Raw genomic sequence first — 25,937 nt, forward strand, 5'->3', positions numbered from 1 at the left:
CCCCTCTCACATAAGCGCAAGCAGAAAACTTATGTGGACGAATCCTCAGCTTCGCCGGCGTCCTTGCGCGGGCCGAACAAGGGCTGATCGCCGCGCGCCAATCCCAGGAAGATGCCTGCCAGCGACAAGGCGATGCCGATCAGTTCGACCCCGCCCAATCGCTTATGGAAGAACAGCACATCCCAGACATAAGCCAACAGCGGCTGCAGCAACAGGCACAGGCCGACCACGCCCGCGGGCAGCTTCGGCATGGCGCGGCCGATCACCAGCCAGCCCAGCACCTGCGCGATCGCGGCGTAGGCGGTCAGGATCATCCAGTCGCGCGCGCTCGCCGGCAGCAGGGTCTCGCCGCCGAACGGCACGATCGCGCCGAGCATCGCCGCCGATCCCAGGCACAGCCACCACTGCAGGGCCTCGTTCGGCGTCTTTCCGCGACGCGCCTGCGCGGCGCGGAACGCGAGCAGGAAGCCGCCATACAACAAGGCCGCGGCCAGCGCGAACGCCACGCCGATGCGAAAACGCGCGTCCATGTGCTCCCAGCCCGGCGCCAGCAGCAGGGCCAACCCGACCAGGGCCATGCTCAGGCCCAGCCACAGCTTCCAGCCGGCGCGTTCGCCCAGCCAGATCGCGCCGACGCCGGCCAGCACGAACACCTGGAAATTCGCCAGCAAGGTCGATAGGCCGACGCCGACGTAAAGGATGCTGCGGTGCCACAGCCACAGGTCCAGCGCCAGGAACGCCGCGCCCAGCATGACCAGCCCGAGCACCCGGCCCTCGGGCCGCCAATGGCGCAGGCGACCGCGCCGCCACGGCTGGCCGAGCAGCACCAGCAGGATCACCGCCGCCAGCGCCATGCGCCAGAACGCGGAGGCGGCCGGGCCGATCTGCACCAGTTTGACGAACACCGCCGAGCTGCTGATGACACTGGCGCCCAGCAGCATCTGCAACAGCGCGCCGCGCGAGGAGGCTTGAGAGGAGGCGTTCATGCGCGCCCCCGGAAACACAGTCGTATCGATCGCATCGCGAAAACTCCGGTCGATCCGCCCACGGCTTGGCCCTGGACGGGGCGCCGCGTCGCGGCGGCCGGCACCGGGCCGGTCGCGCCGCGACGGGCGCTTCAATGGGGATAGGTTGATTGGGTCGGGTCGGGACCCGGCCCGGTCCGCAGCTTCAGATCGCGGACCCGTGGCGCCTTGGCGCCGCGGCCGAACCGCCGGCAAACCCGGGCCGCGAGGCCCGAAACGCGGCGTTCAGGCCGGAAGCCAGCCCGGCGGCGGCATCGCCGCGAGCGGTTCCGGCTCGGCCGGCGGCGGCTCGCCCAGCGACAATTGCTGGACCACCTCGCGCGCCTGCGGCCAGACGATTTCCGGCACGCACACCTGCACCGCGCCGAACAGCGGCAACTCGCCGAGCCCGCCGACCAGCGCTTCGCCGCGCAGAAACACCGGAATCCCGGCGTCTTCCAGCGCGTGCCGGACCAGATGGGCGTCGATCAGATGGGCGGCTTCGTAGACGACTTTCATCGTCGCTGTCCTTCGGCCTGCGCGGCCTTGCGAGTCTGCGGCCAGCATACGCCGCCGCGCCGCGGCGGGCGCGCCCGCCGCCGAAACAGCCATCCGGGCAAGCTCGCCCTGGCCTGCGCGGACCGCCTCGCACGGGCAAGCCGGCCCGGCACCGGCTAAACTCCCGATTCTCTCTTTCTCAAGATGCATTGCATGTCCGCCGATCCTTCCCGTCTTGCCCCCGAACATCCCGCCGACAGCGCCGCCCCGGCCGCGGTCAAACAGGATTTCGTCCGTCAGATCGTTCGCGACGACCTGGCCAGCGGCAAGCACCAGGGCGTGCGCACGCGCTTTCCGCCCGAGCCCAACGGCTACCTGCACATCGGCCACGCCAAGGCGATCTGCCTGGATTTCGGCGTCGCGAACGAATTCGGCGGCCGCTGCAACCTGCGCTTCGACGACACCAACCCGGCCAAGGAAGACCCCGAATACGTCGAGGCGATCCAGGACGACGTGCGCTGGCTCGGTTTCCAGTGGGCCGAGCTGCGCCACGCCTCGGATTATTTCGAACTGTTCTATCTGGCCGGCGAAAAGCTGATCCGCCAGGGCGACGCCTTCGTCTGCGATCTCAGCGCCGAGGAAGTGCGCGCTTACCGCGGCTCGCTCAACGAGCCGGGCCGCAACTCGCCGTACCGCGACCGCAGCGTCGAGGAAAACCTCGACCTGTTCCGGCGCATGCGCGCGGGCGAGTTCGCCGACGGCGCACGCACCCTGCGCGCGAAGATCGACATGGCCTCGGGCAACATCAACCTGCGCGACCCGGCGCTGTACCGGATCAAGAAGGTCACCCACCAGAACACCGGCGACGCCTGGCCGATCTATCCGATGTACGACTTCGCCCATTCGCTCAGCGACTCGTGCGAAGGCATCACCCATTCGCTGTGCACGCTGGAGTTCGAAGACCACCGCCCGCTGTACGACTGGTGCGTGAGCAAGGTCGATCTGCCCCATTCGCCCGAGCTGCTGGCGCCGCTGCTGGCCAAGGGCCTGCCGAACGAGGCCGCGATTCCGCGTCAGATCGAGTTCTCGCGCGCCAACCTCAACTACACCGTGATGAGCAAGCGCAAGCTCATGGTGCTGGTGCAGGACAAGCTGGTCGATGGCTGGGACGATCCGCGCATGCCGACCCTGCAGGGCATCCGCCGCCGCGGCTACACCGCCGCCGCGATCCGCCTGTGGGCCGAGCGCCTGGGCGTGAGCAAGCAGAACTCGGTGATCGACTACTCGGTGCTGGAAGGCTGCCTGCGCGAAGACCTCGACGCGGCCGCGGCGCGGCGCATGGCGGTGATCGATCCGCTCAAGCTGGTCATCACCAATCTGGACGATTCGCACGAAGAATCGCTGCACTTCTCCAATCACCCGAAGGACGAGAGCTTCGGCTCGCGCCAGGTGCCGTTCTCGAACCATCTGTGGATCGAGCGCGAGGATTTCGAGGAAGTGCCGCCGAAGGGCTTCAAGCGCCTGATTCCGGGCGGCGAAGTGCGCCTGCGCGGCGCCGGCATCCTGCGCTGCGATGAAGTGATCAAGAACGAGGCCGGCGCAATCGTCGAGCTGCGCGGCACGCTCGATCCCGAATCGCGTCCCGGCATGGCCGGCGCCGATCGCAAGATCAAGGGCACCATCCACTGGGTCAGCGCGCGCCACGCGGTCGCGGCCGAAGTGCGCCTGTACGACCGCCTGTTCGACGTGGCCGCGCCCGACGACGACGGCGACGGCAAGACCTACAAGGATCACCTGAATCCGAACTCGCGCCGCACCGTCACCGGCTATGTCGAGCCGGCCGCGGCGCAGGCCGCGCCGGAGCAGGCGTTCCAGTTCGAGCGCGTGGGCTACTTCGTCGCCGATCGCTACGACCATCGTCCGCAGCAGCCGGTGTTCAACCGCAGCGTGACGCTGCGCGATACCTGGGCGAGCAAGGAATGAGTCCGAAAATCTCCTATCAGCTGACCGGCGCGGTGCAGTTGGCCCTGCCGGACTGGATCGATGAAGCGGTCGACCGTCAGCGCGCTTATCCCGGCGATGAGGACAAGGTCGCATTGGCGGTCGAATTGTCCCGGCGCAACATCGAGCTGGGCACCGGCGGCCCGTTCGGCGCGGCGGTGTTCGACAGCAACGGCCTGGTGATCGGCGTAGGCGTCAATCGCGTGGTGCCGCAGAACTGCTCGGTCGCCCACGCCGAGATGATGGCCTTCATGTGCGCGCAGGCGGCGCTGAGCGCGTTCCGGCTCAACGACATCGGGCCGATGACCCTGGCCACCTCGGCGCAGCCGTGCTGCATGTGCTACGGCGCCAGCTTCTGGGCCGGCATCGACCATCTGCTGATCGGCGCGCGCTCGGAAGACGTGATGCGCCTGACCGAATTCGACGAAGGCCCGCTGCCGGCGGACTGGATCGGCGAACTGGAACGCCGCGGCATCGCCGTGCGCCGCGACCTGCATCGCGACGCCGCCTGCGAGGTGCTGCGCCGTTACGGCGAGAGCGGCATTTCGTACTGATCCGACGTTTCAAGGGCTAGACGCGGCGCGAGCCGCGGCGACGCTCCTGCAATCCACCGCGCCGGTTCGCGAATCGGCGCGGTCGCGGTTCGCGCCGCTCCTACCCTTTGCTTCCGCGAGTGTCCCACGATGACCGACTCCGCCCTGTTGTGTTGGTGCCGCGCCGGCTTCGAACCCGAACTCGCCGCCGAATTGAGCGAACGCGCCGCGCTCGCCGGCCATCCCGGTTATGCGCGCACCCAGCGCAACAGCGGCTACGTCGAATTCATCGTCGAAGACGCCGCCGCGCTGTCGCGCGCGCTGCCGTGGTCGAAACTGATCTTCGCCCGGCAGAAGCTGGTGCGCCTGGCCGATCTGCCCAACTTGAATCCGACCGACCGCATCACCCCGATGCTGGCCGCGCTCGATGCGCTGGGCGGCTCGGGCCTGAACGTGTCGATGTTCGGCGAACTGTGGGTCGAGCATCCCGACTCCGACGACGGCAAGCCGCTGGCCGGTCTGGCGCGCAGCTTCGGCAACGCGCTGCGCCCGGCGCTGCGCAAGGCCGGATGGCTGAGCAAGGCCGACGACGCGCGCCGGCCGCGCCTGCACGTGGCGTTCCTGGCCGGCGATCACGCCGTGCTGGCGATGTCCGAGCCGTACGACAGCGCGCCGTGGCCGCTGGGCATCGCGCGCCTGCGCATGCATCCCGACGCGCCCAGCCGCTCCGCGCTCAAGCTCGAAGAAGCGCTGCTGACCCTGCTCGACGACGAAGAACGCGAACGCCGCGTGCGCGACAACATGCAGGCCGCCGACCTGGGCGCCGCGCCCGGCGGCTGGACCTGGGTGCTGATGCGCAACGGCATGAAGGTCACCTCGGTCGATAACGGCCCCTTGAAGCAGGCGCTGCTCGACAGCGGCCGCGTCGATCATCTGCGCGCCGACGGTTTCACCTGGCAGCCCAAGCGCACGCTGGACTGGATGGTTTGCGACATGGTCGAGTCGCCCGCGCGCGTGGCCGAGCGCATGGCCACCTGGTTCCGCGAGAACTGGTGCCGGCAGGCGATCTTCAATCTCAAGCTGCCGATGAAGAAGCGCTGGGAAGAAACGCGCATCTGCCTGGAAGCATTCGAACATCAGGCGCATCGTCCGATGATCGTGCGCGCGCGCCAGCTGTATCACGATCGCGAAGAGATCACGGTGTTCGCTACGCCCAAGTAAGCGGCGCATTCGCCTGCGATGGCTGCGGTTCATCGCGGTGATGCGCAGGTGATGTGCGCTTGCTGCGCATGCATATCCCGGTCGATTCCACACGGCAGCGCGATGTCGCCGTAGTTCGCGTCGTCGCGGTGACGCCGCGCCGTTCAGCGCGGGTTTCGAAGATTGACATCCGATTGATCCGCACAGGGCTAGCGTCGGGCCTCTCCCCAGCGCGAGGCTCCGCCATGAAGCAGCACGCGAACCAACGACACTCCCTGCTCGCCTTGACCCTGCTGGCCGCGATGGCGAGCGCTGGCGCCGCATCGGCGCAGGTTCCGGCCAAGGTCGAATCCAAGCACGAAGCGATCGAGAAAGCCGACATCGCCGCGGCGCAGGCGCAAGCCGCGCGTCAGGACGCGGCAAGCGCGCAGACGGCGGCGCGCGCGGCGGCCGACACCCGCGACCAGGGCGCGATCAGCGCACGCGGCGCGGTAGCGGCGCAAATCACCGCCGAACAAGCCAAGAGTTCGGCCATCGATGCGCAAACCGCCGCGCGCCAGGCCGTGCGCGCCTCCGAAGCCGCGCGTTCGGCGCAGGCCGCCGCGGTCTCCGGCAGCAACCCGACCGGCGCGGCGATCCAAGCCCAGGCGGCCATGAGCGAAGCACGCACCGCGAACGCGATCGCCACCGATGCCACCAGCGTGGCGCAGGCCGCGGCTGCGGCGACCGCGGAAGCCAATCAGCTGCCGGCGACTGTAGTGGCTCCGCCGTCGGATGGACGCAATGTCAATTTCGTCGCACTCGATGTCGATGCCGATGGGACCTTGACGCGCAGCGAGGCACGCGCGTTCACGCCGCTCAGCGCTAATTTCATCGCGGTGGATGTCAATGCCGACGGGGTGTTGAGTGCTAGCGAGATTGCGGGGTGGAGGCGGTAAGCGTCGGCACGGCAGGGGGCCGTCGTTCCTGCGGGAAGGCGGCCTCGCCTCTTCAATTCGTAAAAGCCAGATACGCCGCGGCCTAGAAGCCGAATACACCGAGCCTTTAGCAGCACCTCACCAGACCGTCATTCCCGCGAAGGCGGGCTCCGCCTTACTTCGGCGAAGCCGAACATCCAGAGACTTCAGCGTCACCTCTCCAGGCCGTCATTCCCGCGAACGCGGGAATGACGGATACAAAATTCTGCGGGATTGATCCGTAATGCGCTAAGCAGATCGCCTCCCCCACTCAGAACGTAGCCCCCACCGCAACACTAGCGAAATCATGATCCGCCAGCGGATCGTAACGCGCACTGCCGGCATAGTCGGTATAGCTGACACTGGCGAAGTAGTTCTTGCCGTACTTCGCCAGCAACCCCAAAGTCAGCTGCCGACGATCCTCAACCAGCTGATTGTCGATCGCATAACCGCGCACGTCGTGGCCGAAACTCAGGCTGGGTGACAACATCCAGGCACCGCCCGGCATATAGTCCAGTTGCGCGCGCAACCGATAGCCCCAGGCATTGCGCGTATAGAACCCTTCATCGATACAGCCGCGCGGATTCTGCACCGGCGGACACACGCCGCCGTAGCCTTCCGGTGAGAAGCCCCAATGGAAGCCGCGCCCATAGCGCGCCTGGCTCAACGCGGGCAAATCGGCGTGGCTATAGGCCACTTCGCCCGATACCGACGCCTGTTGCGCGCCCAGCACGCCGGTGAAGCTGCGTTGGAAATTCAGCAGCAACTGGCTCTTGCCGACCCGGTCATAGCCGCGCAACACCGCGCTCGGCGGCAATACCGCGTTGCGCTGGCCGATCGGTCCGCCGTTGCTGGTCAGGGCGCGGAACATGTCCGCGGTATTGAGTTGCACCGGCTGGTCCTGCGTATGCGACAACTCGGCGCCGAGCTTCCAGCCTTTGACGCGCGCATCGAAACTCAGGCCGAAAATGCGGATGTCGTCGGGGTATTCCCACGACACACGGATGGTCGAAAGCCGCGCCGACAGTTGCGCGTAACTCGTCGGCACGCCGGCCGCGATCAGCCGCGGCGCCAGGGTCGGATCGGTAAGCGCGGGGTCCATCGTGATCGCGTCCAGATACGGCGCGCGCGAATTGATCCGCAGGTAGTACGCGCCCCAACCCAGTCCACGCGGTTCGTCGCGATAACGCAGCGCCAGACCCCATTGCCCCGAATCGCTGCCATAGCGGTCGCGATCGCGCGGCAGGATCGCGCCCATCGATTGCATGAAGCCGTCGCTGAGCCACGGCCCCGCGTCGGGCGATGCGCTGTTGATCGGGTAGTAGGCATTGGTCTGGATGCCGGCGCAGCCGCGATCGAAGCCCAGATCGCTGCCGGAGAAGAACGTGCCGCACGGATCGTATTCCGACGCGCGCCAGTTCCATTGCCAGAACCCTTCCAGGCTCAACCTGGAATCGAGCGTCCATTTCGCCCACAGCATCTCGACCGGAATCTGCGCTTCGCTGGCCGCATCGGTGCCGGGCCGGCGCAAGCTCGTGTAGTCGATCGGATTGACCTGATTGACGCCCTGCAGGAACAGGCTGTTGCCCCACTTCACGCTTTGCTTGCCCACGCGCAGATCCAGCGCGCTGTCTTCGTCCAGTTTCAGGTGTCCGTAAACATAGGCGTTGAGCCACAGGAACCCGGAGAACTTGTTCGAGCGCGACAAGCCGGCATCGTTGAGCGGCGCGCGCGCATCGAACCCGTTCGGCACGTTGCCCTGCGCGACTTCGCGAGTGTCGAGCGTGGCGTCGTACCAGGTGCGCGCGCTCAGGTTCACACCGACGTCGCGGTATTTCAGATCGACCGATTGCACGATCTTGAACAAGGTCGAAAACGCATCGCCACGGTCGAAATTCAGATTGCCGTCGTCGGCGGTATCGGCGCCGTTGCCGCCCTTGGCGCGGCCGTCGGAGGCAAAGCCCTTGCCTAGCAGATGCGGTTTTGGCTTGCCGGTGCGCACCGAAGTGCCGGCGACGATGCGGGTGTTCCATTGGCCCTGAATGCGGCCGTCGGCGAGTTCGAATTCGGCCGCGCGTGCGGCCGGCGACGACAGGATCAGGGCGAGCGTGGCCGGCAGAACCGCGATGACCGGCACGTGCGCGCGCAAGGCGGCAAGCGCGCCTGAAGAGGGAGAAGAGAACAAAATACAGCTCTGCGGGGGAACGGAGACCCTGTGTTTCTAGCATCGGCCGCGCAGGCGCCGCACTACTACTTTAGGCCGGATCGCACGTCCTGTGACTTGCGTCGGCCCGGGGTTGCGGCATAGTGCCTTGCCTCCCCCGTCCGCCGACACGCCGCACGCCATGACCGCCACAACGATCGTTCCCGACGCCGCTCGCCCACTGAATCGCAGCGACATCCGCACCTTGCTGCTGTCCGCGCTCGGCGGCGCGTTGGAGTTCTACGATTTCGTCATCTTCGTGTTCCTGACCGAGACTTTGCGGCAGTTGTTCTTTCCGCCGGACATGCCGACCTGGCTCGGCACCTTGCAGGTCTACGGCATCTTCGCCGCCGGTTATCTGGTGCGGCCGATCGGCGGCATCATCATGGCCCACTTCGGCGACCGCTCCGGACGCAAGCGCATGTTCACGCTCAGCGTGTTCCTGATGGCGCTGCCGACGCTGTTCATCGGCCTGTTGCCGGTGTACGCGCAGATCGGCATCGCCGCGCCGCTGTTGCTGCTGGCGCTGCGCATCGTGCAGGGCATCGCGATCGGCGGGGAAGTGCCGGGCGCGTGGACCTTCGTCGCCGAGCACGCGCCGCGCGGTCGCGTCGGCTTCGCCTGCGCCACGCTGTCGGCGGGACTCACCGCCGGCATCCTGATCGGTTCGCTGATCTCCACCGCGATCAACACCTGGTTCACACCCGAACAAGTGCTGGGCGGGGTCTGGCGCGCGCCGTTCGTGATCGGCGGCGTGTTCGGTTTCCTGGCGGTGTATCTGCGCCGCTGGCTCAGCGAGACGCCGGTGTTCGCGGCGATGCGCGCCAGCCGCCAACTGGTGCAGGAATTGCCGCTCAAGCAGGTGCTGCGCAATCACCTGGACGGCGTGGTGCTGTCGATGCTGGTGACGTGGCTGCTGACCGCGGCGATCGTGGTGATCATCCTGATGACGCCGACCATCGTGCAGCAGAAGTTCGGCATTGAACCGGCGCGCGCGTTTCTCGGCAATTCCCTGGCGGCGTTCTTCCTGACTCTGAGCGCGGTCGGCGGCGGCCTGCTGGTGGATAAGCTCGGCCGCGGCAAGGCGCTGTTGATCGGCTCGCTGGGCGTGCTGGCCAGCAGCTTCGCGCTGTATTACGACCTCAACCACGGCGCGCACAACTTCCTGCCGCTGTATGCGCTGGCGGGCGTGTTCGTCGGCGTGGTCGGGGTGATCCCGGCGGTGATGGTGGCCTCGTTCCCGGCGCCGGTGCGGTTCTCGGGCTTGTCGTTCTCGTACAACGTCGCCTACGCCGTATTCGGCGCGCTGACGCCGCCGCTGATCGGCTACATGGCCTCGCATCTGGGCGGCATGGCGCCGGCGTATTACGTGATGGGCGTGGCGGTGGTCGGGATGCTGGTGTCGGTGTATCTGCTCAATACCCGGCAGCGCTTCCACGAAGACTGATCCGGCCGGATCAACACACCATCACGAATCCGTTGACGAACACGAACAGGCCGAGCACCCACGATCCCAGCATCGCCACCGCCGCCAGGATCAGCAGCGGCACGCGCCGGGTCCAGCGCTGAGCGCGCGTGGCGCGCACCGCGCCGATCACGATGGCCACAGCCCCAACAGCAGGAACAGGCCGAACACGCTCCAGCCCGCGGCCCAGAACAGCGTGGATTTCTCCCCGCTTCCCGGCGGGCACTGGCGGGTGGCACCGGCCGCGCCCGACACCGCCACGCACAGCGCGGCCCCGCAGCGCGCGACCCATCGTCCGCTCGACTCAGACACCCGCTGCGCGGCGCCAGAAATAATGCGTCAACGGCGGCAACTTGCCGGCCAGGCCGAGCATCGGCCCGCGCAGCATCGTCGCGGCGAAATCGTCGTTCGAGAACAGTTTGTTCAAGCCGTCGAAGCCGTACGCGGCCAGGGCGTTTTCGCTGCGACGTTCGCGCGCCCAGCGCGCCAGGCGCGTGGGCGAACCCGGATCGAGTCCGCGCTTGCGCGCCTGTGCCAACGTTTCGCGCAGACCGGCGATGTCGCGCAAGCCCAGGTTGACGCCCTGCCCGGCCAGCGGATGCACCACGTGCGCGGCGTCGCCGGCGACGACGACGCGGCCGGCGACGTAGCGCTCGGCCAGCTGACGGCGCAACGGAAACGCGGCGCGCTTGGACGCCAGAGTCAGCGCACCGAGACGGCCGGCGAAGGCGCGTTCGAGCGCGTTCGCGAATGCGTCCTCGTCCAGACCGAGCAGGCGATCGGCTTCGTTCGCCGGCAAGGTCCACACGATCGAACTGCGCCGGTCGCGCGCGCCTTCTTCGCCCTGCGCCGGCAGGAACGCCAGCGGCCCGCTCGGCAGGAATCGCTGCCAACAGGTCGCCTCGTGGCTCAGTTCGCTGTCGATGTAAGCGACCAGACCGCGTTGGCCGTAGTCGTGCGCCGGCGCCTGTATGCCGGCCAGTTCGCGCAGTCTGGATTCGGCGCCGTCGGCGGCGATCAACAACCGCGCGCGCAGGCGACGGCCGCCGGCCAGCACCACGCCGACGCTGTCGGGCGCATCGAGTTCCAGCGCTTCGACTTGATCGGGGCAATACAACTGCACGCCCGCCGCCGGCAGCGCCGACCACAGGCGATCGACCAGCAGGCCGTGTTCGACGATCCAACCCAGCTCGCGCCGGCCGAAGGTGTCGGCATCGAAATGCAGCTCGCCGCCGCCGGCCGCGTCCCACACGCGCATCGTGCGGTAGGGCTGCGCGCGCGCGTCGCGCACCGACGGCCACACGCCCAGGTTGTCCAGCAGCGCGGCGTTGTCCGGCGCGAATGCATACACGCGCAGGTCGGACTGTTGCGGCGACCACGGCGCGGGCTCGCGCGCTTCGACCAGAGCCACCTCGAAACCGTCCCGGGCGAACGCCAGCGCCGCCGCCGCGCCGACCACGCCGGCGCCGACCACGACGATGTCCAACATCTCGCGCCGGCTCATGCGCGGCCTCCCGCGCCCCAGGCATCCACACCGGCTTCGCCGCGGCACAGCGCCGGGACGTCGCCGCGATACCCCATCGCGCCGCCGACCAGCATCGATTGCGCGGTCGGCAGCCGGTCCAGCGCCAGCAATCCCAGGCTGCGCAGCGGACGCAGCAAGGGCGTGGCGTTGGAGGCGATGCGCGCCAGCGAGTCGGAGAAGTTGACCGTGCGCTCGCGGTCTTCGGCGCGACGGCGCGCGTAGCGTTCGAGCAGATCGGCGCTGCCGCAATCGGCCTGCGCCGCGTTCGCACTCAAGTCGTGCTCGATCAGTTCGGCCAGGGTCATCGCGTCGCGCAGTCCCAGATTGAAACCCTGCGCGCCGATCGGGTGGATGGTCTGCGCGGCATTGCCGACCAGCACCGCGCGGCGCGCGGTGGTGCGGCGCGCCAGCACCCGGATCGCCGGATGCATGCCGCGCGCGCCACAGGCGACGAAGCGGCCGGCGCGCCAGCCGAAGGCTTCCTGCACGCGCGCCAGGAAGCCGGCCTCGTCGAGCGCGGCGACCGCGTCGGCTTCGGCGTTGGCGACGCCGTGGATCAGACCGTAATGGCGATCGCCGCGCGGCAGCAGCGCGGTCGGGCCTTCGTCGCCCAGGCGCTCGTAGGCGGTGCCGTCGGGCGCGCGTTCGCAGCGCAGACGTGTGATGAACAAGGTCTGCCCGTAGTCGTATTCGTCCGCGCCGATGTCCAGCGCCTCGCGCACGCCGCTGCGGGTGCCGTCGGCGGCGATCAACAGGCGCGCGCGCAGCACGCGTTCGCCGGCGCCGTCGGCGACGCGGATCGCGCGCCACCCCAACCCCGCGCCAGTCGCAACGCCTACCTCGCGCCGAGACGACGCATCCACATCACGCGCCTGAGTTTCATCGGCTGAACCGACATCGCGCTCACACGTTTCGTCGGCCAGACCCACAAACCTTACCGGCCGATAGCGCTGCAGCCGCGGCAACTCGGCCAGGCGCGCTTCCAGCGCTTCGCCGAAGTCGCGCGCGACCACGATGCGGCCGAACTCTTCGCGGCCATAGCGCTGCGCGTCGAGCAGGGCGCGGCCGAAATCGCCGCGGCGGCTGATGTGGATGCGGCGGATCGAGCCGGTCGGCGCGCGCAGTTTCTGCAGCACGCCCAGCGCGCTCAACGCGTTGACGGTGGCTTCGGCGAAGCTGAGGTTGCGCTCGTCGAACACCGCCGGCAGCGCGCCGGGCGGCGCGGCTTCGATCAGGCCCACGTCCAGGCCGATCCGGTCCAGGGCGATGGCGAGACTGGCGCCGACCAGTCCGCCGCCGACGATCAGGACATCGTGGCTGGCGTGGACGGCGGCGTGCGGAGACTGCTGCGTGGCGTCGGAAGTCATGCGTTCATGATACGGCGGCGTCCGTGCAGCGTCTGTTCGGATCGGGTTGAATGGATATCGGTGGCTGATCGAAGAGCACCGGGCCTGAAGGCCCTGCCACAAGAGATTGCGCAGCCACGAAGTCTGTTGTGGCAGGGCCTTCAGGCCCGATGCCTTCCGCTCAGACCCCGCGAATCAATCACTTAGCCACCCCATCTCCCCAGCCCGCGACCGCCCCCGCAAGCAAACCGGCACTTTGGTCGCAGGTTCCTTAGAATGTGCGGATCGACGCGCCGGTCCGGCGTCAGGAGACCGAACCCATGAAGCCGAACACCCGCAACAGTCTGATCCTCGCCCTGCTGGCCGTGTTGATGGTCGCTACCCGCGTCAATCACTGGACGCCGATCCCCGACGCATCCTGGGCGGTGTTCTTCATCGGCGGCTTCTATCTGCGCACCTGGACCCGCTGGGCGTTCCCGTTGCTGATGGCGCTGGCGGTGGCGATCGACTACGCCGTGATCACCCGCCAGGGCATCAATTTCTGGGAGCACTACTGCGTGTCGGCGGCGTACTGGTTCCTGGTCCCGGCGTACTTCGCGATGTGGGCCGGCGGCCTGTGGGTGTCGCGCAACTACAGCCGCAGCTGGCGCACGCTGGGCCTGACCGCGGTCGCGCTGATCGGCTCGGTCGCGCTGTGCCAGTTGCTGAGCCAGGGCAGCTTCTACTGGATCTCCGACTCGGTGCAGAACAAGTCCTTCGCCGGCTGGGCCGCGAATTACTTCGAATGGCTGCTGCCGTACCTGCGCACCACCGCGACCTATGTCGGCATCGCCACCGTGGTCCAGGCCATCGCCGCGAGCGCCAGCAAGGCCGATAAGCCGCTGCCGGCGCCGAACGATCACAGCAAGCGCTGACCGGCCCGATGGGCAACCGTCTTTCGAAAATCTATACCCGTACCGGCGACGACGGCAGCACCGGCCTGGGCGACGGCAGTCGCACCGGCAAGGATTCGGCGCGCGTGGATGCCTACGGCACGGTGGACGAGGCCAACTCGACCATCGGTCTGGTGTTGGCGAGCGAGCTGCCGGCGTTGGTTCGCGACCAGTTGGTCGCGATCCAGCACCAGATGTTCGACCTCGGCGCGGAGCTGTGCATCCCCGGCCACGCGGCGATCTTCGATGCCGACATCGATCGCCTGGAGCAGTGGCTGGACGGCCATAACGACGATCTGCCGGCGCTGAAGGAATTCATCCTGCCGGCCGGCGGCGAAGCGGCGGCGCGCTGCCACATCGCGCGCACCGTGGTGCGCCGCGCCGAACGCGAAACCGTGGCGCTGTCGCGGCTGGAAAGCGTGCGCCCCGAAGCGGTGCGTTACCTCAACCGCCTGTCCGATCTGCTGTTCGTGATCGCCCGCGTGCTCGCCCGCGCCGGCGGCCACGGCGAGGTCACCTGGAACCACGAGCGCCGCAAGGGCTGATCGTGCGCATCTACACGCACCCGGCCTGCACGCGCCACGACCCGGGCCCGGGTCATGCCGAGCGGCCGTTGCGTCTGGTCGCGGTGACCGAGGCGCTGCGCGAGGCCTATCCGGATCTGCAATGGTGCGAAGCGCCGCTGGCCAGCCGCGGCCAGTTGCTGCGCGCGCACGGCGACGGGCTGTTGTCGCTGGTGCTCGACAGCGTGGTCGATGGGCCGATGCAACTCGATCCGGACACCGTGCTCGCGCCGGGCTCGGCCGAAGCCGCGCTGCGCGCGGCCGGCGCCGGCGTGGCCGCGGTCGATGCGGTGATCAAGGGCGAAGACAAGCGCGTGTTCTGCGCGGTGCGTCCGCCCGGCCATCACGCCACCATCGACGCGGCGATGGGTTTTTGTCTGTTCAACAATATCGCCGTCGCCGCCGCCCACGCCTGCGAGAAGCACGGGCTGTCGCGGGTGGCGGTGATCGATTTCGATGTCCATCACGGCAACGGCACCCAGGCGATCTTCGACACCGATCCGCGGGTGATGTACGTCAGTTCGCACCAGATGCCGCTGTATCCGGACACCGGCTACGTGCACGAGCGCGGCGTCGGCAACATCGTCAACGCGCCGCTGCCGCCGGGCACCGGCAGCGAAGGCTTCCGCCGGGTCTGGCGCGAACGGCTGCTGCCGACCATCGACGGCTTCCGTCCGCAGTTGCTGCTGATCTCGGCCGGCTTCGACGCGCACAAGCGCGATCCGCTGGCGCAGGTGGAACTGGACGGCGAGGATTTCCGCTGGATCACCGCCGAACTGGTGGCGATCGCCGAGCGCCATGCGCTGGGCCGGGTGGTATCGATGCTGGAAGGCGGCTACGACCTGGCCGCGCTGCGCGAAAGCTCGGTGGCGCATGTCGGCGCGTTGATGGCCTGAGTCCCGCGCGGGACGGGCCCGACCCGGACCGGGTCCGGATCGGGCCGCGGGCGATCTCAGCCCGGCGTTTTGCCGTCGTCGCTCAGGAATCCCAGCGACGCGGAGTTGATGCAGTAGCGCAACCCGGTGGGCTTAGGCCCGTCCGGGAACACGTGGCCCAGGTGCGAGTCGCAACGCGCACATTTGACCTCGATCCTGCGCATACCGTGACTTTCGTCGGCATGTTCGGCCACCGCGTCGGCACTCAATGGCTGGTAGTAGCTGGGCCATCCGCTGCCCGAATCGTACTTGGCCTGCGAGGAGAACAGCGGCTCGCCGCAGGCCACGCAGGTGTAGGTGCCGGCTTCCTTGTGATTCCAGAAACGGCCGGTGAAGGCGCGCTCGGTGGCCGAGCAACGGCACACGGCGTATTGCTCCGGCGACAGTTGCTCGCGCCATTCAGCTTCGCTCTTCTCGACCGCCGGCGCGGCCGGGTTGGAATCGGTGCCGGAGTTGGGGTGGGGATGCTGGCTCATGTCTCCTCCAAAAGGCGGGCGGGCCGGCGCCGGGAACGCTCAGGTCCGGGCCGGCGGGCGTTCGCGGAACTGAACGCCGGAGCCCGATAGATGGCGTTCGCGTTGCCCGCTTGCAAGGGATACGGCAATCTAACGGCCGTTTTCCGTCTGCCGGATGCTCGCGTGCGCAAACCCCTCCGCCTGCTCCCGTTGTCGTTGTGCATCGCCATCGCTCTGCCCGCTTACGCGGCGGACGACAACGAGAATTGGGGGCTGTGCCCGCTGATCGACGCGGTGCCGTCCTTCGACGACGCCCCCGCCCCCACCGGCACCGCCGAGCAGCGCGCCGCCCAGCCGACCGACATCGACGGCGGCACCCTGCAGCGCGGCAGCGACGAGCAGAACATCGTGGTCCAGGACAACGTCCGGCTCAGCCGCGGCGACCAGTTCCTGGGCACCGACAAGCTCAGCTACAACCAGGAATCGGGCAAGTACACGGCCGAAGGCCACGTGCGCTACCAGGATTCCAGCATGCGCCTGGTCGCCGAGCACGCCGAAGGCGACCAGAACGCCGACCAGCACCGCATCGACGACGTCGAGTACCAGCTGACCTCGCGCCGCGGCAACGGCGGCGCCGAGCGCATCGACTTGAACGGCGCCAAGGGCGCCCTGCACGGCTCCACCTATTCCACCTGCGCGCCGAACCAGCGCGTGTGGGAGCTGCGCGCGCACCGCATCGATCTGAACACCGACGAAGGCATGGGCGTGGCCCACAACGCGGTGCTGCGCATCGGCAAGGTGCCGGTGCTGTACGTGCCGTGGCTGATGTTCCCCATCGACGACCGCCGCCGCACCGGCCTGCTGTTCCCAAACATCGGCGTGTCGGGCAAGAACGGCTTCGACTGGCGCCAGCCGATCTACCTCAACCTGGCGCCGAACTACGACGCGACCTTGTTCCCGCGCTACATGAGCAAGCGCGGCGTGGCGATGGGCGGCGAGTTCCGCTGGCTGTACGAGCGCGGCTCCGGCGAGGTCTCGGGCAACTGGATGCCCAGCGACGACCTGCCCAGCAACGATCGCAACCGCTACACCGATTACCGCCGCAGCGGCCCGGAGCTGTTCCCGATTCCGAAGGACCGCCTGCCGGAGAAGAACCGCGGCGAATTCGCGCTCAAGACCACCCACCGCCTGGACGGCACCTGGTACGCCGCCGCCAACCTGGCCTGGGTCAGCGACAAGTACTACCTGCAGGACTTCAGCAACAGCCTGTACGGCCAGTCGGCGATCTCGCTGCGCAGCGAAGTGGGCATCTACGGCCGCGGCCGCTATTGGGACGCCAGCTTCACCGCCGACCACAACCAGCTGGCCGACTTCACCCTGCAGGAAAACTCGCTGGCCTACGACCGCCTGCCGCGCGCGACCTTCCATTGGGCGCAGCCGTGGAACAAGTGGGTCGAGACCGGCGTGGACACCGAGGCCGTGCGCTTCCAGCACGAGGACATGAAGTTCACTCCGGGCGATCCGGCCGCGCCCCCGGGCTTGCGCACCGCGATTCCCGGCGGCAGCCGCTTCGACATCAAGCCCTACGTCAGCCTGCCGCTGGAAGGCGCGGCCTGGTTCATCCGGCCCAAGCTGGCCTGGCGCTATACCGCTTACGAGCTGGAAGGCGACCTCGCCCAGCAGATGGCCAACCAGCAGGCCGACGCCTTCGTCGCCGCCAGCAACGGCACGGTGACCAAGACGCCGGAACTGGTGCGCAGCTTCTACAACAAGTCGCCCACCCGCAGCCTGCCGATCACCTCGATCGACGCCGGCCTGTACTTCGATCGCGAGACCGAAATCCGCGGCGACAACTACATCCACACCCTGGAGCCGCGCGTGTTCTACCTGCGCGCACCCTACCGCGACCAGAACGGCATTCCGCTGTTCGACACCAACCCGATGTCGTTCAGCTGGGGCGCGCTGTTCCGCGACAACCGCTACTCCGGCGCCGATCGCCAGACCGACGCCAACCAGCTGACCACCGCGCTGACCACCCGCCTGATCAATTCCGAGGACGGCCGCGAGCGCCTGGCCGCCAGCATCGGCCAGATCCAGTACTTCGACGACATCCGCACCGTCATCGGCGCGGAAACTCCGATCAAGCAGGGCAAGTCGGCCTGGGTGGCCGACGTCAGCGTCTCGCCCAGCGACCGCTGGACCATCAACGCCACCTACCAGTGGGACCCGCGCCTGCGCAGCGAGGACGTGGCCACCTTCCGCGCCCGCTACCTGTTCCGCGATACCGGCGTGGTCAACTTCGCCTACCGCTACCGCCGCAACCTCAGCGCCGCCCTGGACGCCCCGCGCGATGTGCGCGACCAGTACGAGCAGGCCGACTTCTCCTTCCTGTACCCGATCAACAACAACTGGAGCGTGGTCGGCCGCTATTACTACTCGATCAAGGACAAGCGTCCGCTCGAGCAGATCGGCGGCGTGCAGTGGGAAAGCTGCTGCCTGGCGGTGCGCCTGATCGCCCGCCGCTACCAGCGCAACCGCTCCGAAGACCTCAACAGCTCGCTTCAGGTGGAGTTCGAGCTCAAGGGCCTAGGCTCGGCCGGCCAGAACACGGAGCGCGTTTTGCGCCGTGCTATTCTCGGCTATAACCGCGACGACCTGTATCTGGCGCCGCCGTCTCCCACGGTCAGCCGCCAAAACCGCGGCAACGACGCCGACGACTCGACCCTCGACCCGACCCTATGAACAAACGTTTCGCGAGCCCGCTGTTCGCTGGTTTCCTTGCCGCTGGCCTGCTGCTGAGCAGCGTCCACGCCCAGGACAAGCAGCCGATCGACCGTATCGCCGCAGTGGTGGACGAGGACGTCATCCTCAAGACCGAGCTCGATCGCGCCGTCGCCAATATCCTCAGCCAGTACGCCGGTCGCAGCGAGCAGCTGCCGCCGCGCGACGTGCTTGAGCGCCAGGTGCTCGAGCGCCTGATCCTGCTCAAGATCCAGGTCGCCCAGGCCCAGGGCACCGGCGTGCGGGTGACCGATCAGGAAGTCGATCAGGCCATCGGCAGCATCGCCCAGTCCAACAAGCTCAGCATCGACCAGCTGCGCCAGCAGCTGGCCCGCGACGGCAGCTCCTACACCGACTTCCGCACCTCGATCCGCGATGAACTGCTGGTCCAGCGCCTGCGTCAGCGTTTCGCCCAGACCCGCGTCTCGGTCAGCGACGCGGAAATCGACGCGGCCTTGAAGGCGCAGGCCAACACCGGCACCCAGTACCACCTCGCCCACATCCTGATCGCCCTGCCCGAAGGCGCCACGCCCGAGCAGATCGCCACGGCGCAGAAGAAGGTCGATGGCGTGAAGACCCTGATCGCCAAGGGCGAGATGGACTTCAACGCCGCCGCGGTGCGCTACTCCGACAGCCCCAACGCGCTGGAAGGCGGCGACCTGGGCTGGCGCAGCCTCGACGAAATCCCGGCCGCGTTCGGCGAGATGATGAAGTCGATGAAGGCCGGCGAAGTCACTGACCCGATCCGCGGCCCCAGCGGCTTCCAGTTGCTCAAGCTGGTCGAGGTGCGCGACGCCTCGCAGTCCGGCCCGCAGATGGTCACCCAGTACCACGCCCGCCACGTCCTGGTGCGCATCAACGACACCACCACCGAAGCCCAGGCCAAGGCCAAGGCCGAGACCCTGCGCGCGCGCATCGCCGGCGGCGCCAAGTTCGAGGACGTGGTCAAGGAAAGCTCGGAAGACCTGGGCACCCAGGGCAAGGGCGGCGATCTGGGCTGGTTCACCCAGGACGAGTTCGGCCCGGAATTCGGCGGCGCGGTCGCTGCGCTGGCCGACAACGAAGTCTCCCAGCCGATCCACACCACCGCCGGTTATCACATCGTCCAGCGCCTGGGCACGCGTCAGAGCGACGTCGCCGACCAGAGCAAGCGCGCCCAGGTCCAGGAGACCATCGGCCGGCGCAAGCTGGAAGAGGAATGGAACCGCTTCCTGCGCGAGAAGCGCGGCGAAGCCTACGTGGACTTCCGCGTCGGCAAGGCCGCCGACGCCAGCCAGCCCGGCACCGAGACCACCGTTCCGGCCAAACCGGCCGGCGGCTGATATGACCCCGCCCCGGCTCGCGCTGGTGCCGGGCGAGCCGGCCGGCGTCGGGCCGGAGCTGTGCGTGCGGCTGCTGCAACAGCCGCGCGATTACGATCTGATCGGTTTCGCCGATCCGCGCAGCCTGCGCGCCGCCGCCGACGCGCTCGGCCTGCCCCTGACCCTGTTGCCGCCCGATCGCCCCTCACGGGCGCCCGGCGAGCTGGCCCTGGTCGAAATCCCCAATCCCGTCATGCCGGCCTTCGGCACGCCCGAGCCTGCCAATGCCGCGGCGGTGATCCAGGCGCTGCTGGACGGCGCCCAGGGCTGCCTGGAAGCGCGCTTCCACGGCCTGGTCACCGGTCCCGTGCACAAGGCCGTGATCAACGACGGCGGCATCGCCTACACCGGCACCACCGAGCTGCTGGCCCGGCAGGCCGGGCGCGAGGTGGTGATGATGCTGGCCAACGACATCGTCCGGGTCGCCCTGGCCACCACCCACCTGCCGCTGCGCGCGGTCGCCGATGCGATCGAACCGGTATCGCTGGGCCGCACCCTGCGCACCGTCGCCGCCGCCCTGCGCGGCGACTTCGGTATCGTCCGGCCGCGCATCGCCGTGCTCGGCCTCAACCCGCACGCCGGCGAAGCCGGGCACCTGGGCATGGAAGAGATCGAGGTGATCGAACCGGTCCTGGCCGCCCTGCGCCTGGAGGGCCTGGACCTGATCGGCCCGCTGCCCGCCGACACCGCTTTCCTGCCGGCCAAGCTGCGCGGCTTCGACGCGGTGGTGGCGATGTACCACGACCAGGGCCTGCCGGTGCTCAAGTACAGCGGCTTCGAACGCGCCGTGAACCTCACCCTGGGGCTACCCTACCCGCGCGTGGCGGTCGATCACGGCACCGCGCTGGACCTCGCCGGCCGCGGCCTGGCCGATCCGTCCAGCCTGATCGCCGCCGCCCAGACCTGCGCGCAGATCGCGCGCACCCGCCGCTCATCCGGAGCCACGCCATGACCGGCACCGCCAAGACCCACGCCAAGGGCTTCAAGCCCGAAGCCAAGAAACACCTGGGCCAGCACTTCCTGCACGACCAGGGGATCATCTCGATGATCGTCCACGCCGTGGACCCCAAGCCCGGCGACCGTCTGGTCGAGATCGGCCCGGGCCAGGGCGCGATCACCTTCCCGCTGCTGGACCGCCACGGCGAGCTGACCGTGATCGAGTTCGACCGCGACCTGATTTTCCCGCTCAGCGAAGGCGCGCGCGCCCACGGCACACTGGAAGTGATCCATCGCGACGTGCTGACCGTGGACTTCACCTCGCTGGCCAACGAAAGCCGGATCCGTCTGGTCGGCAACCTGCCCTACAACCTGTCCTCGCCGATCCTGTTCCATGCGCTGGACCACGCCGCGGCGATTCGCGACATGCACTTCATGCTGCAGAAGGAAGTGGTCGATCGCATGGCCGCCGGCCCCGGCAGCAAGGTCTACGGACGGCTGAGCGTGATGCTGCAGGCCTACTGCCAGGTGATCGCCCTGTTCGACGTCCCGCCGGGCGCGTTCCGTCCGCCGCCGAAGGTGGATTCGGCGGTGGTGCGGATGATTCCGCACGCGCCGGACAAGATCGGCATCGACGACCGCGCCCTGTTCGCGCGCGTGGTCCGCGACGCCTTCGGCCAGCGTCGCAAGACCCTGCGCAACGCGCTGTCGCAGATCTGCGAAGGCGTATCGATCGAAGCCGCCGGCCTGCGTCCGGACGCGCGCGCCGAGCAGATCGAAGTCGCCGACTTCGTGCGCCTGAGCAACTGGCTCAAGGCAAACGGATCGATCGAGCCGGAGACTGTGTGAGCTGGCTGAGTTGGCTCAAGGCGAACGGCTCGATCGAACAGGAGCAACGCTAGCCCGCGCGAAGTTCGCGCCGTCGGCCTCGGTTTCCGCTTTCGAAAGAGCGCGGCCGCGCCCATCGGCGCGAGCATGTGGCCTGCGCGCGGCGCGGTCACTGCGGTCCGACCGCCCTGGCCTTTTCGCCGCGCCAACCGTTATTTTCCGGACTCATTCCCGCTTCATGCCCGCTTTGCTTAAACTGCCGCTATGAACCCCCCGCCCGACTACGTCTTCGACATCGACGTCGCCACCCGTTACTTGGACGACCAATCCGAGCCGGAGCAGGACCGCTATGTCTTCGCCTACACCATCCACATCCGCAACGCCGGCAAGATCCCCGCGCGTCTGATCTCGCGCCACTGGGTCATCACCGACGCCAACGGCAAGGTGCAGGAAGTGCGCGGCGACGGCGTCGTCGGCGAACAACCGTGGCTGCGCCCGGGCGACGATTACGAATACACCTCTGGTGCCGTGCTGGAAACCAGCCTGGGAACGATGGAAGGCAGCTACGCGATGGTGGCCGACGACGGCACCCAGTTCGAGGCGCCGGTTCCGACGTTCACGCTCACCATTCCGCGCACCCTGCATTGAGCGCGCGCCGGGTATGAGCGTTTGGGCAATAGGCGACCTGCAAGGCTGTTACGACGCCACCCAGCGGCTGCTTGAGCGGATCGCGTTCGATCCGGCGCGCGATCAGCTGTGGTTCTGCGGCGATCTGGTCAACCGCGGTGGGCAATCGCTGGAAACCTTGCGGCTGGTGCATTCGTTGCGCGAGAACAGCGTGACCGTGCTGGGCAATCACGATCTGTCGCTGCTGGCGATCGGCCAGCGCACCGAGGAAGAAAAGCGCAAGGTCAATCCCGACCTGCAGCGCATCGTGCTGGCCGAAGACGGGCCGATGCTGCTCGACTGGCTGCGCATGCAGAAGCTGGTGCACACCGACCGCAAGCTCGGCTGGATGATGGTGCACGCCGGCCTGGCGCCGAAGTGGACCACCGCCATGGCCGAGCGCCATGCGCGCGAGATCGAAGAGCGTCTGCACAGCGATCAATACCGCCGCCTGCTCAAGAACATGTACGGCGATCGCCCGGCCTGGAATCCCAAGCTCGCCGGCATCGACCGCCATCGCGCGATCATCAACATCTTCACCCGCCTGCGCTATTGCACGCCGCGCGGCCGCATCGCCTTCGAAGACAAGGGCAGCCCCGGCACCCAGCCGGTCGGTCTGTACCCGTGGTACGAAGTGCCCGGCCGGGTCGAGCGCGATCTCAAGATCGTCTGCGGGCATTGGTCCACCCTGGGCTTGTTCATCGGCCACGGCGTGCACGCCATCGACACCGGTGCGGTCTGGGGCGGCAAGCTCACCGCCTTGCAGCTCGACACCGACGAACTGCGGCTGGTGCAGGTGCCCGGCCGCGACGTGCCCGCGCATCCGCCGCGCCCGCGGCCGCCGCGCCCGGCACCCTGAAAGGACCAGGCATGCGCCACGGATGGCAGCGACTTCGCTCGATCCTCGTTTTCGCCGTGGCGCTGACCGCGGCCGCGTGCTCGCGCGCGCCGCAGGAACCGGCCAAGCCCGATAGCGGCGTGCGGGTGTGGCCGCAACCGGCGCCGAGCGAAACCGCGCCCTCACCGCCGCTGGTCGCCGCCGCGCGCGCGCAGATCGGCGTCACCCGCTATTACGATCCGGCCTACGTGCAACTGGCCTATCCCGGCGGCGATGTCGCCAACGACCGCGGCGTCTGCACCGACGTGGTGATCCGCGCGCTGCGCACGCAGGGCCTGGATCTGCAGCAGGCCGTGCACGAAGACATGCGCGCCAACTTCGCCAGTTATCCGACCATCTGGCGCGCCAGCGCCACCGACCGCAACATCGATCACCGCCGCGTGCCGAATCTGCGTCGATGGTTCGAACGCCAGCGATGGACTCAGCCGGTCAGCGACAGCGCCGCCGACTATCGGCCCGGCGATCTGGTGACCTGGGAACTGCGCAGCGGCGTGCCGCATATCGGCATCGTCTCCGACCGCAAATCCTGGGATCGCCAGCGGCCGCTGATGCTGCACAACATCGCGCGCGGCACGCAGGAAGACGATGTGTTGTTCGATTACCCGATCACCGGGCATTACCGGCCGGTGTTGCGGAGCGGCGAGGCGACCGCGGCGCGTTGAATCCGATGCGGCGAATGCCGCACGAGGCCTTTGCGGGAGGTCTTTTGTGGGAGGGGCTTGAGCCCCGATGCTTTCCTGTCAGATCGCGGCGTCGGATCGAAAAGCATCGGGGCTCAAGCCCCTCCCACAAAAGACATTGCACAAAAGACCTCGCGATCAACTATCGGCTGCATGCAGTTCGAACGCGAACGCAAACAGACCGAGGATCCTGGCGGCGGCATCGGCTTGGGCAAGATCGCGCAGACGCACCTCCACCACCACGCCGCGCGATCCGTCTTCGCGCGCGCTCACCCGCGACGCGTCTACCCCGCCCTCGCGCAGGGCCTGAGCCAAGGCATCGGCGATCTCGCGCTGCTTCAACGCCGGCTTGTAGATCTTGCCGACCGGCGTCAGCGGCAGAGCTTCGACGATGTGGATCGCGCGCGGCACCGCCGCGCGTTCGGCCACGTGCTCGCGCGCGAACGCCAGCAGCTCGTCCTCGTTCGCGCTCGCGCCGGCCTGCAGTTGCACATACGCCACCGGCACTTCCCCGGCGTGCGCGTCCGGGCGCCCGACCGCGGCCGCCATCGCCACCGCCGGATGCCGGTGCAATGGCGCTTCGATCGACGCCGGGTCGATGTTGTGGCCGCCACGGATGATCAGATCCTTGCGCCGGCCGGTCAGCCAGAAATATCCGTCGGCATCCTGGCGGCCCAGATCGCCGGTGTTGAGCCAGCGCCGGCCGTCGCCGCAATCGATCCACAAGCCCTGGTTCTGCGCATCGAGCTTGTAACCGGCGAATACGTTCGGCCCGCTGATGGCGATGATGCCGACCTCATCGACGGCGCAATCGCGCATGTAGCCGCCGTTTTCGTCCAGCACCACCGGCTTCATCGCCTGACCGGGCAAGCGCAGGCCGATCGAGCCGATGCGGCGTTCGCCCATCGGCGGATTGAGGCTGCTCACGCAGGTCGATTCGGTCAGGCCGTAGCCTTCCAGAATCTTCAGACCGGTGCGCTGCTGAAAGCCGCGGATGACTTCCACCGGCATCGGCGCCGCGCCGCACAGGCCGTATTCCAGCGAAGACACGTCGCGCCCGGCCACCGGCACCTGCATCAGCGCGGCGTACAAGGTCGGCACGCCGCTGAAGAAATGGATGCGATGGCGTTCGACCAGTTCCCAGAAACGCGGCACCACGCCTTCGCCGCGATAGCCCTGCGGCGTGCCCAGGATCACGTGCGCGCCGCGCGCGAACGGCATCAGGCCGGTCGCCATCGCTGCGTTGACGTGAAACAGCGGCAGCCCGCAGAACAGGTTTTTGTTCGAACCCATGTCCTCGCCGAAGAACTGCCCCGCGCTCCAGGCGTTGGCGACTTCGTTGCCGTGGGTGCGCACGGCGATCTTCGGCAGGCCGGTGGTGCCGCCGGTGCAGAAGTAGGACGAACGATCGCCCGGCTCGATGCGCCGGCCGCTGTCGAGGCTGTCGCCGTTGCGGCCGCGGAGCGCGCGCTTGAAGTCGTGGATCTCGATCCGCGCCGGCACCGCGCCGCGCAGGCCGCTCCAGCCGTGCAGGCGCCAGCGCTCGCGCCGTCCGAGCAGGCGCGCGGCGATGCGCCTGGGCCCGGGCACGTGCTCGGCCAGATCGACCAGCAACAGATGCCGCAGCGTGCTCGCCGCCGGCAACGCCTTGCACACGCGCGGCCACAGGTCCACGCCCGGAAACGGCGCCAGCGTGACCAGGATCGTCGCCCCGGCCTCGGCCAGCAGCGCGCCGATCGCCGCGGCATCGAGCAGCGGATTGATCGCCATGACGATGCCGGCGGCCTCGCCACCCCACAGGGTGAAATGGGTCTCGGGCAGGTTCGGCAGGACGTAGGCGATCACCGTGTCCTTGTCGGCGCCCAGCGCATGGAACGCGTTGGCGCTGCGATGGATGCACTGCAGGAACTCGGCGTAGCTCCAGCGCTCGGCGCGGGCGTGCTCGGCGGTGCGCAGGAAGAACGACAGCGCCGGCGCGTTCGGATCGATCGCCGCGCCGCGGCGGATCATCTCCAGCGTGCTCGACGGCAGCACCGGCGGGCCCTCGCTTTCCAAAGCTTCGATGTCGCGTAAGGAACCGATCCCGCTCATGCGCCGCCTCCCTCGTGCGAGCGGCGAAGACGGTCGGGCCCGCCGCGCTCGCGTCTGCCTCCACTGTGCCGCAATCGCCG

24 protein-coding genes are annotated in these 25,937 nt (G+C 68.2%); 15 read left to right on the forward strand and 9 right to left on the reverse strand.

Annotation, left to right across the window (positions count from 1 at the left end; all coding sequences use genetic code 11):
* Nucleotides 1-29 precede the first annotated feature (29 nt).
* Both LG3211_RS17555 and LG3211_RS17560 read right to left on the reverse strand, forming a co-directional pair.
* The gene (locus tag LG3211_RS17555; RefSeq protein WP_057943954.1) at nt 30-986 is read right to left on the reverse strand and encodes a DMT family transporter; all 957 of its coding nucleotides are present in this window, start codon (nt 984-986) and stop codon (nt 30-32) included.
* Nucleotides 987-1,250: 264 nt separating this feature from the next.
* Nucleotides 1,251-1,523 (reverse strand): putative signal transducing protein, encoded by a 273-nt coding sequence (locus LG3211_RS17560; protein WP_057943955.1) that lies wholly within the window; start codon nt 1,521-1,523, stop codon nt 1,251-1,253.
* A 192-nt stretch (nt 1,524-1,715) separates the two neighbouring features.
* On the opposite strand from LG3211_RS17560, the gene LG3211_RS17565 reads away from it, so the two are divergent.
* From LG3211_RS17565 to LG3211_RS17580, 4 genes are all read left to right on the forward strand, one after another.
* Nucleotides 1,716-3,485 carry a glutamine--tRNA ligase/YqeY domain fusion protein gene (locus LG3211_RS17565; RefSeq protein WP_057943956.1) on the forward strand — a complete coding sequence of 590 codons (1,770 nt, stop codon included), beginning with the start codon at nt 1,716-1,718 and terminating at the stop codon, nt 3,483-3,485.
* Complete coding sequence (locus LG3211_RS17570) at nt 3,482-4,057, forward strand: nucleoside deaminase (RefSeq protein WP_057943957.1); 576 nt, start codon at nt 3,482-3,484, stop codon at nt 4,055-4,057. The genes LG3211_RS17565 and LG3211_RS17570 overlap by 4 nt, the downstream gene beginning before the upstream one ends.
* Nucleotides 4,058-4,186: 129 nt before the next feature.
* Nucleotides 4,187-5,257 carry a 23S rRNA (cytidine(2498)-2'-O)-methyltransferase RlmM gene (rlmM, locus tag LG3211_RS17575; protein WP_057943958.1) on the forward strand — a complete coding sequence of 357 codons (1,071 nt, stop codon included), beginning with the start codon at nt 4,187-4,189 and terminating at the stop codon, nt 5,255-5,257.
* Nucleotides 5,258-5,481: 224 nt separating this feature from the next.
* Nucleotides 5,482-6,174, forward strand: coding sequence for a hypothetical protein (locus tag LG3211_RS17580; protein ID WP_057943959.1), 693 nt, complete (start codon nt 5,482-5,484; stop codon nt 6,172-6,174).
* A 289-nt stretch (nt 6,175-6,463) separates the two neighbouring features.
* Here the strand turns inward: LG3211_RS17580 and LG3211_RS17585 are convergent, their stop codons facing one another.
* Nucleotides 6,464-8,341 carry a DUF1302 domain-containing protein gene (locus LG3211_RS17585; protein ID WP_057943960.1) on the reverse strand — a complete coding sequence of 626 codons (1,878 nt, stop codon included), beginning with the start codon at nt 8,339-8,341 and terminating at the stop codon, nt 6,464-6,466.
* 196 nt (nt 8,342-8,537) lie between these two features.
* On the opposite strand from LG3211_RS17585, the gene LG3211_RS17590 reads away from it, so the two are divergent.
* Nucleotides 8,538-9,842, forward strand: coding sequence for an MFS transporter (locus LG3211_RS17590; RefSeq protein ID WP_057943961.1), 1,305 nt, complete (start codon nt 8,538-8,540; stop codon nt 9,840-9,842).
* A gap of 10 nt (nt 9,843-9,852) precedes the next feature.
* Here the strand turns inward: LG3211_RS17590 and LG3211_RS26515 are convergent, their stop codons facing one another.
* The 4 genes from LG3211_RS26515 to LG3211_RS17600 are packed head-to-tail and all read right to left on the reverse strand — an operon-like array spanning nt 9,853 to nt 12,752.
* On the reverse strand, nt 9,853-10,002 hold the full coding sequence (locus tag LG3211_RS26515) for a hypothetical protein (protein WP_187313045.1): 150 nt from the start codon (nt 10,000-10,002) through the stop codon (nt 9,853-9,855).
* Nucleotides 9,990-10,172 (reverse strand): hypothetical protein, encoded by a 183-nt coding sequence (locus tag LG3211_RS25875; RefSeq protein ID WP_148648987.1) that lies wholly within the window; start codon nt 10,170-10,172, stop codon nt 9,990-9,992. Before LG3211_RS25875 ends, LG3211_RS26515 begins: the two co-directional genes overlap by 13 nt.
* Nucleotides 10,165-11,364, reverse strand: a complete 1,200-nt coding sequence (locus tag LG3211_RS17595; RefSeq protein WP_057943962.1) for an FAD-dependent oxidoreductase — start codon at nt 11,362-11,364, stop codon at nt 10,165-10,167. The genes LG3211_RS25875 and LG3211_RS17595 overlap by 8 nt, the downstream gene beginning before the upstream one ends.
* Nucleotides 11,361-12,752, reverse strand: a complete 1,392-nt coding sequence (locus tag LG3211_RS17600) for an FAD-dependent monooxygenase (protein ID WP_057943963.1) — start codon at nt 12,750-12,752, stop codon at nt 11,361-11,363. Before LG3211_RS17600 ends, LG3211_RS17595 begins: the two co-directional genes overlap by 4 nt.
* 299 nt (nt 12,753-13,051) lie before the next feature.
* Between LG3211_RS17600 and LG3211_RS17605 the strand changes: the two genes are divergently transcribed.
* Genes LG3211_RS17605 through LG3211_RS17615 form a run of 3 tightly spaced genes read left to right on the forward strand, consistent with a single transcriptional unit; the run spans nt 13,052 to nt 15,122 of the window.
* Nucleotides 13,052-13,645 carry a hypothetical protein gene (locus LG3211_RS17605; protein ID WP_057943964.1) on the forward strand — a complete coding sequence of 198 codons (594 nt, stop codon included), beginning with the start codon at nt 13,052-13,054 and terminating at the stop codon, nt 13,643-13,645.
* Nucleotides 13,646-13,653: 8 nt separating this feature from the next.
* Nucleotides 13,654-14,208 (forward strand): cob(I)yrinic acid a,c-diamide adenosyltransferase, encoded by a 555-nt coding sequence (locus tag LG3211_RS17610; RefSeq protein ID WP_057943965.1) that lies wholly within the window; start codon nt 13,654-13,656, stop codon nt 14,206-14,208.
* 2 nt (nt 14,209-14,210) lie between these two features.
* Nucleotides 14,211-15,122 carry a histone deacetylase family protein gene (locus LG3211_RS17615; protein ID WP_057943966.1) on the forward strand — a complete coding sequence of 304 codons (912 nt, stop codon included), beginning with the start codon at nt 14,211-14,213 and terminating at the stop codon, nt 15,120-15,122.
* 56 nt (nt 15,123-15,178) lie between these two features.
* Here the strand turns inward: LG3211_RS17615 and msrB are convergent, their stop codons facing one another.
* Nucleotides 15,179-15,637, reverse strand: a complete 459-nt coding sequence (msrB, locus tag LG3211_RS17620) for a peptide-methionine (R)-S-oxide reductase MsrB (protein WP_057943967.1) — start codon at nt 15,635-15,637, stop codon at nt 15,179-15,181.
* Between the two features lie 162 nt (nt 15,638-15,799).
* Here msrB and lptD point away from each other — a divergent pair, with 162 nt between their 5' ends.
* From lptD to LG3211_RS17655, 7 genes are all read left to right on the forward strand, one after another.
* On the forward strand, nt 15,800-18,358 hold the full coding sequence (lptD, locus tag LG3211_RS17625) for an LPS assembly protein LptD (protein ID WP_057945561.1): 2,559 nt from the start codon (nt 15,800-15,802) through the stop codon (nt 18,356-18,358).
* Nucleotides 18,355-19,719, forward strand: coding sequence for a peptidylprolyl isomerase (locus LG3211_RS17630; RefSeq protein WP_057943968.1), 1,365 nt, complete (start codon nt 18,355-18,357; stop codon nt 19,717-19,719). Before lptD ends, LG3211_RS17630 begins: the two co-directional genes overlap by 4 nt.
* A gap of 1 nt (nt 19,720) precedes the next feature.
* The gene (gene pdxA, locus LG3211_RS17635; RefSeq protein WP_057943969.1) at nt 19,721-20,710 is read left to right on the forward strand and encodes a 4-hydroxythreonine-4-phosphate dehydrogenase PdxA; all 990 of its coding nucleotides are present in this window, start codon (nt 19,721-19,723) and stop codon (nt 20,708-20,710) included.
* The gene (gene rsmA, locus LG3211_RS17640) at nt 20,707-21,543 is read left to right on the forward strand and encodes a 16S rRNA (adenine(1518)-N(6)/adenine(1519)-N(6))-dimethyltransferase RsmA (protein WP_057943970.1); all 837 of its coding nucleotides are present in this window, start codon (nt 20,707-20,709) and stop codon (nt 21,541-21,543) included. Before pdxA ends, rsmA begins: the two co-directional genes overlap by 4 nt.
* Before the next feature lie 243 nt (nt 21,544-21,786).
* Nucleotides 21,787-22,170, forward strand: coding sequence for a Co2+/Mg2+ efflux protein ApaG (gene apaG / locus LG3211_RS17645; RefSeq protein WP_057943971.1), 384 nt, complete (start codon nt 21,787-21,789; stop codon nt 22,168-22,170).
* Between the two features lie 13 nt (nt 22,171-22,183).
* On the forward strand, nt 22,184-23,047 hold the full coding sequence (locus tag LG3211_RS17650; RefSeq protein WP_083512628.1) for a symmetrical bis(5'-nucleosyl)-tetraphosphatase: 864 nt from the start codon (nt 22,184-22,186) through the stop codon (nt 23,045-23,047).
* A gap of 11 nt (nt 23,048-23,058) precedes the next feature.
* Nucleotides 23,059-23,748, forward strand: a complete 690-nt coding sequence (locus tag LG3211_RS17655; RefSeq protein ID WP_057943972.1) for a DUF1287 domain-containing protein — start codon at nt 23,059-23,061, stop codon at nt 23,746-23,748.
* A 156-nt stretch (nt 23,749-23,904) separates the two neighbouring features.
* Here LG3211_RS17655 and LG3211_RS17660 read toward each other — a convergent pair whose 3' ends face one another.
* The gene (locus LG3211_RS17660) at nt 23,905-25,857 is read right to left on the reverse strand and encodes an acyl-CoA synthetase (protein WP_057943973.1); all 1,953 of its coding nucleotides are present in this window, start codon (nt 25,855-25,857) and stop codon (nt 23,905-23,907) included.
* Nucleotides 25,858-25,937 lie beyond the last annotated feature (80 nt).

The sequence above is a fragment of the Lysobacter gummosus genome (assembly GCF_001442805.1).
GTDB classification, from domain to species: domain Bacteria; phylum Pseudomonadota; class Gammaproteobacteria; order Xanthomonadales; family Xanthomonadaceae; genus Lysobacter; species Lysobacter gummosus.

Bases quoted from the DNA above. Each gene is read 5' to 3' on its own strand.
- apaG (WP_057943971.1), top strand. From the start codon at position 21,787: ATGAACCCCCCGCCCGACTACGTCTTCGACATCGACGTCGCCACCCGT.
- LG3211_RS17590 (WP_057943961.1), top strand. From the start codon at position 8,538: ATGACCGCCACAACGATCGTTCCCGACGCCGCTCGCCCACTGAATCGC.
- msrB (WP_057943967.1), bottom strand. From the start codon at position 15,637: ATGAGCCAGCATCCCCACCCCAACTCCGGCACCGATTCCAACCCGGCC.
- rsmA (WP_057943970.1), top strand. From the start codon at position 20,707: ATGACCGGCACCGCCAAGACCCACGCCAAGGGCTTCAAGCCCGAAGCC.
- LG3211_RS17650 (WP_083512628.1), top strand. From the start codon at position 22,184: ATGAGCGTTTGGGCAATAGGCGACCTGCAAGGCTGTTACGACGCCACC.
- LG3211_RS17655 (WP_057943972.1), top strand. From the start codon at position 23,059: ATGCGCCACGGATGGCAGCGACTTCGCTCGATCCTCGTTTTCGCCGTG.
- LG3211_RS17580 (WP_057943959.1), top strand. From the start codon at position 5,482: ATGAAGCAGCACGCGAACCAACGACACTCCCTGCTCGCCTTGACCCTG.
- LG3211_RS17595 (WP_057943962.1), bottom strand. From the start codon at position 11,364: ATGAGCCGGCGCGAGATGTTGGACATCGTCGTGGTCGGCGCCGGCGTG.
- pdxA (WP_057943969.1), top strand. From the start codon at position 19,721: ATGACCCCGCCCCGGCTCGCGCTGGTGCCGGGCGAGCCGGCCGGCGTC.
- LG3211_RS17605 (WP_057943964.1), top strand. From the start codon at position 13,052: ATGAAGCCGAACACCCGCAACAGTCTGATCCTCGCCCTGCTGGCCGTG.
- LG3211_RS17555 (WP_057943954.1), bottom strand. From the start codon at position 986: ATGAACGCCTCCTCTCAAGCCTCCTCGCGCGGCGCGCTGTTGCAGATG.
- LG3211_RS17630 (WP_057943968.1), top strand. From the start codon at position 18,355: ATGAACAAACGTTTCGCGAGCCCGCTGTTCGCTGGTTTCCTTGCCGCT.
- LG3211_RS17600 (WP_057943963.1), bottom strand. From the start codon at position 12,752: ATGACTTCCGACGCCACGCAGCAGTCTCCGCACGCCGCCGTCCACGCC.
- LG3211_RS17570 (WP_057943957.1), top strand. From the start codon at position 3,482: ATGAGTCCGAAAATCTCCTATCAGCTGACCGGCGCGGTGCAGTTGGCC.
- LG3211_RS17565 (WP_057943956.1), top strand. From the start codon at position 1,716: ATGTCCGCCGATCCTTCCCGTCTTGCCCCCGAACATCCCGCCGACAGC.
- LG3211_RS17660 (WP_057943973.1), bottom strand. From the start codon at position 25,857: ATGAGCGGGATCGGTTCCTTACGCGACATCGAAGCTTTGGAAAGCGAG.
- LG3211_RS17560 (WP_057943955.1), bottom strand. From the start codon at position 1,523: ATGAAAGTCGTCTACGAAGCCGCCCATCTGATCGACGCCCATCTGGTC.
- rlmM (WP_057943958.1), top strand. From the start codon at position 4,187: ATGACCGACTCCGCCCTGTTGTGTTGGTGCCGCGCCGGCTTCGAACCC.
- LG3211_RS17610 (WP_057943965.1), top strand. From the start codon at position 13,654: ATGGGCAACCGTCTTTCGAAAATCTATACCCGTACCGGCGACGACGGC.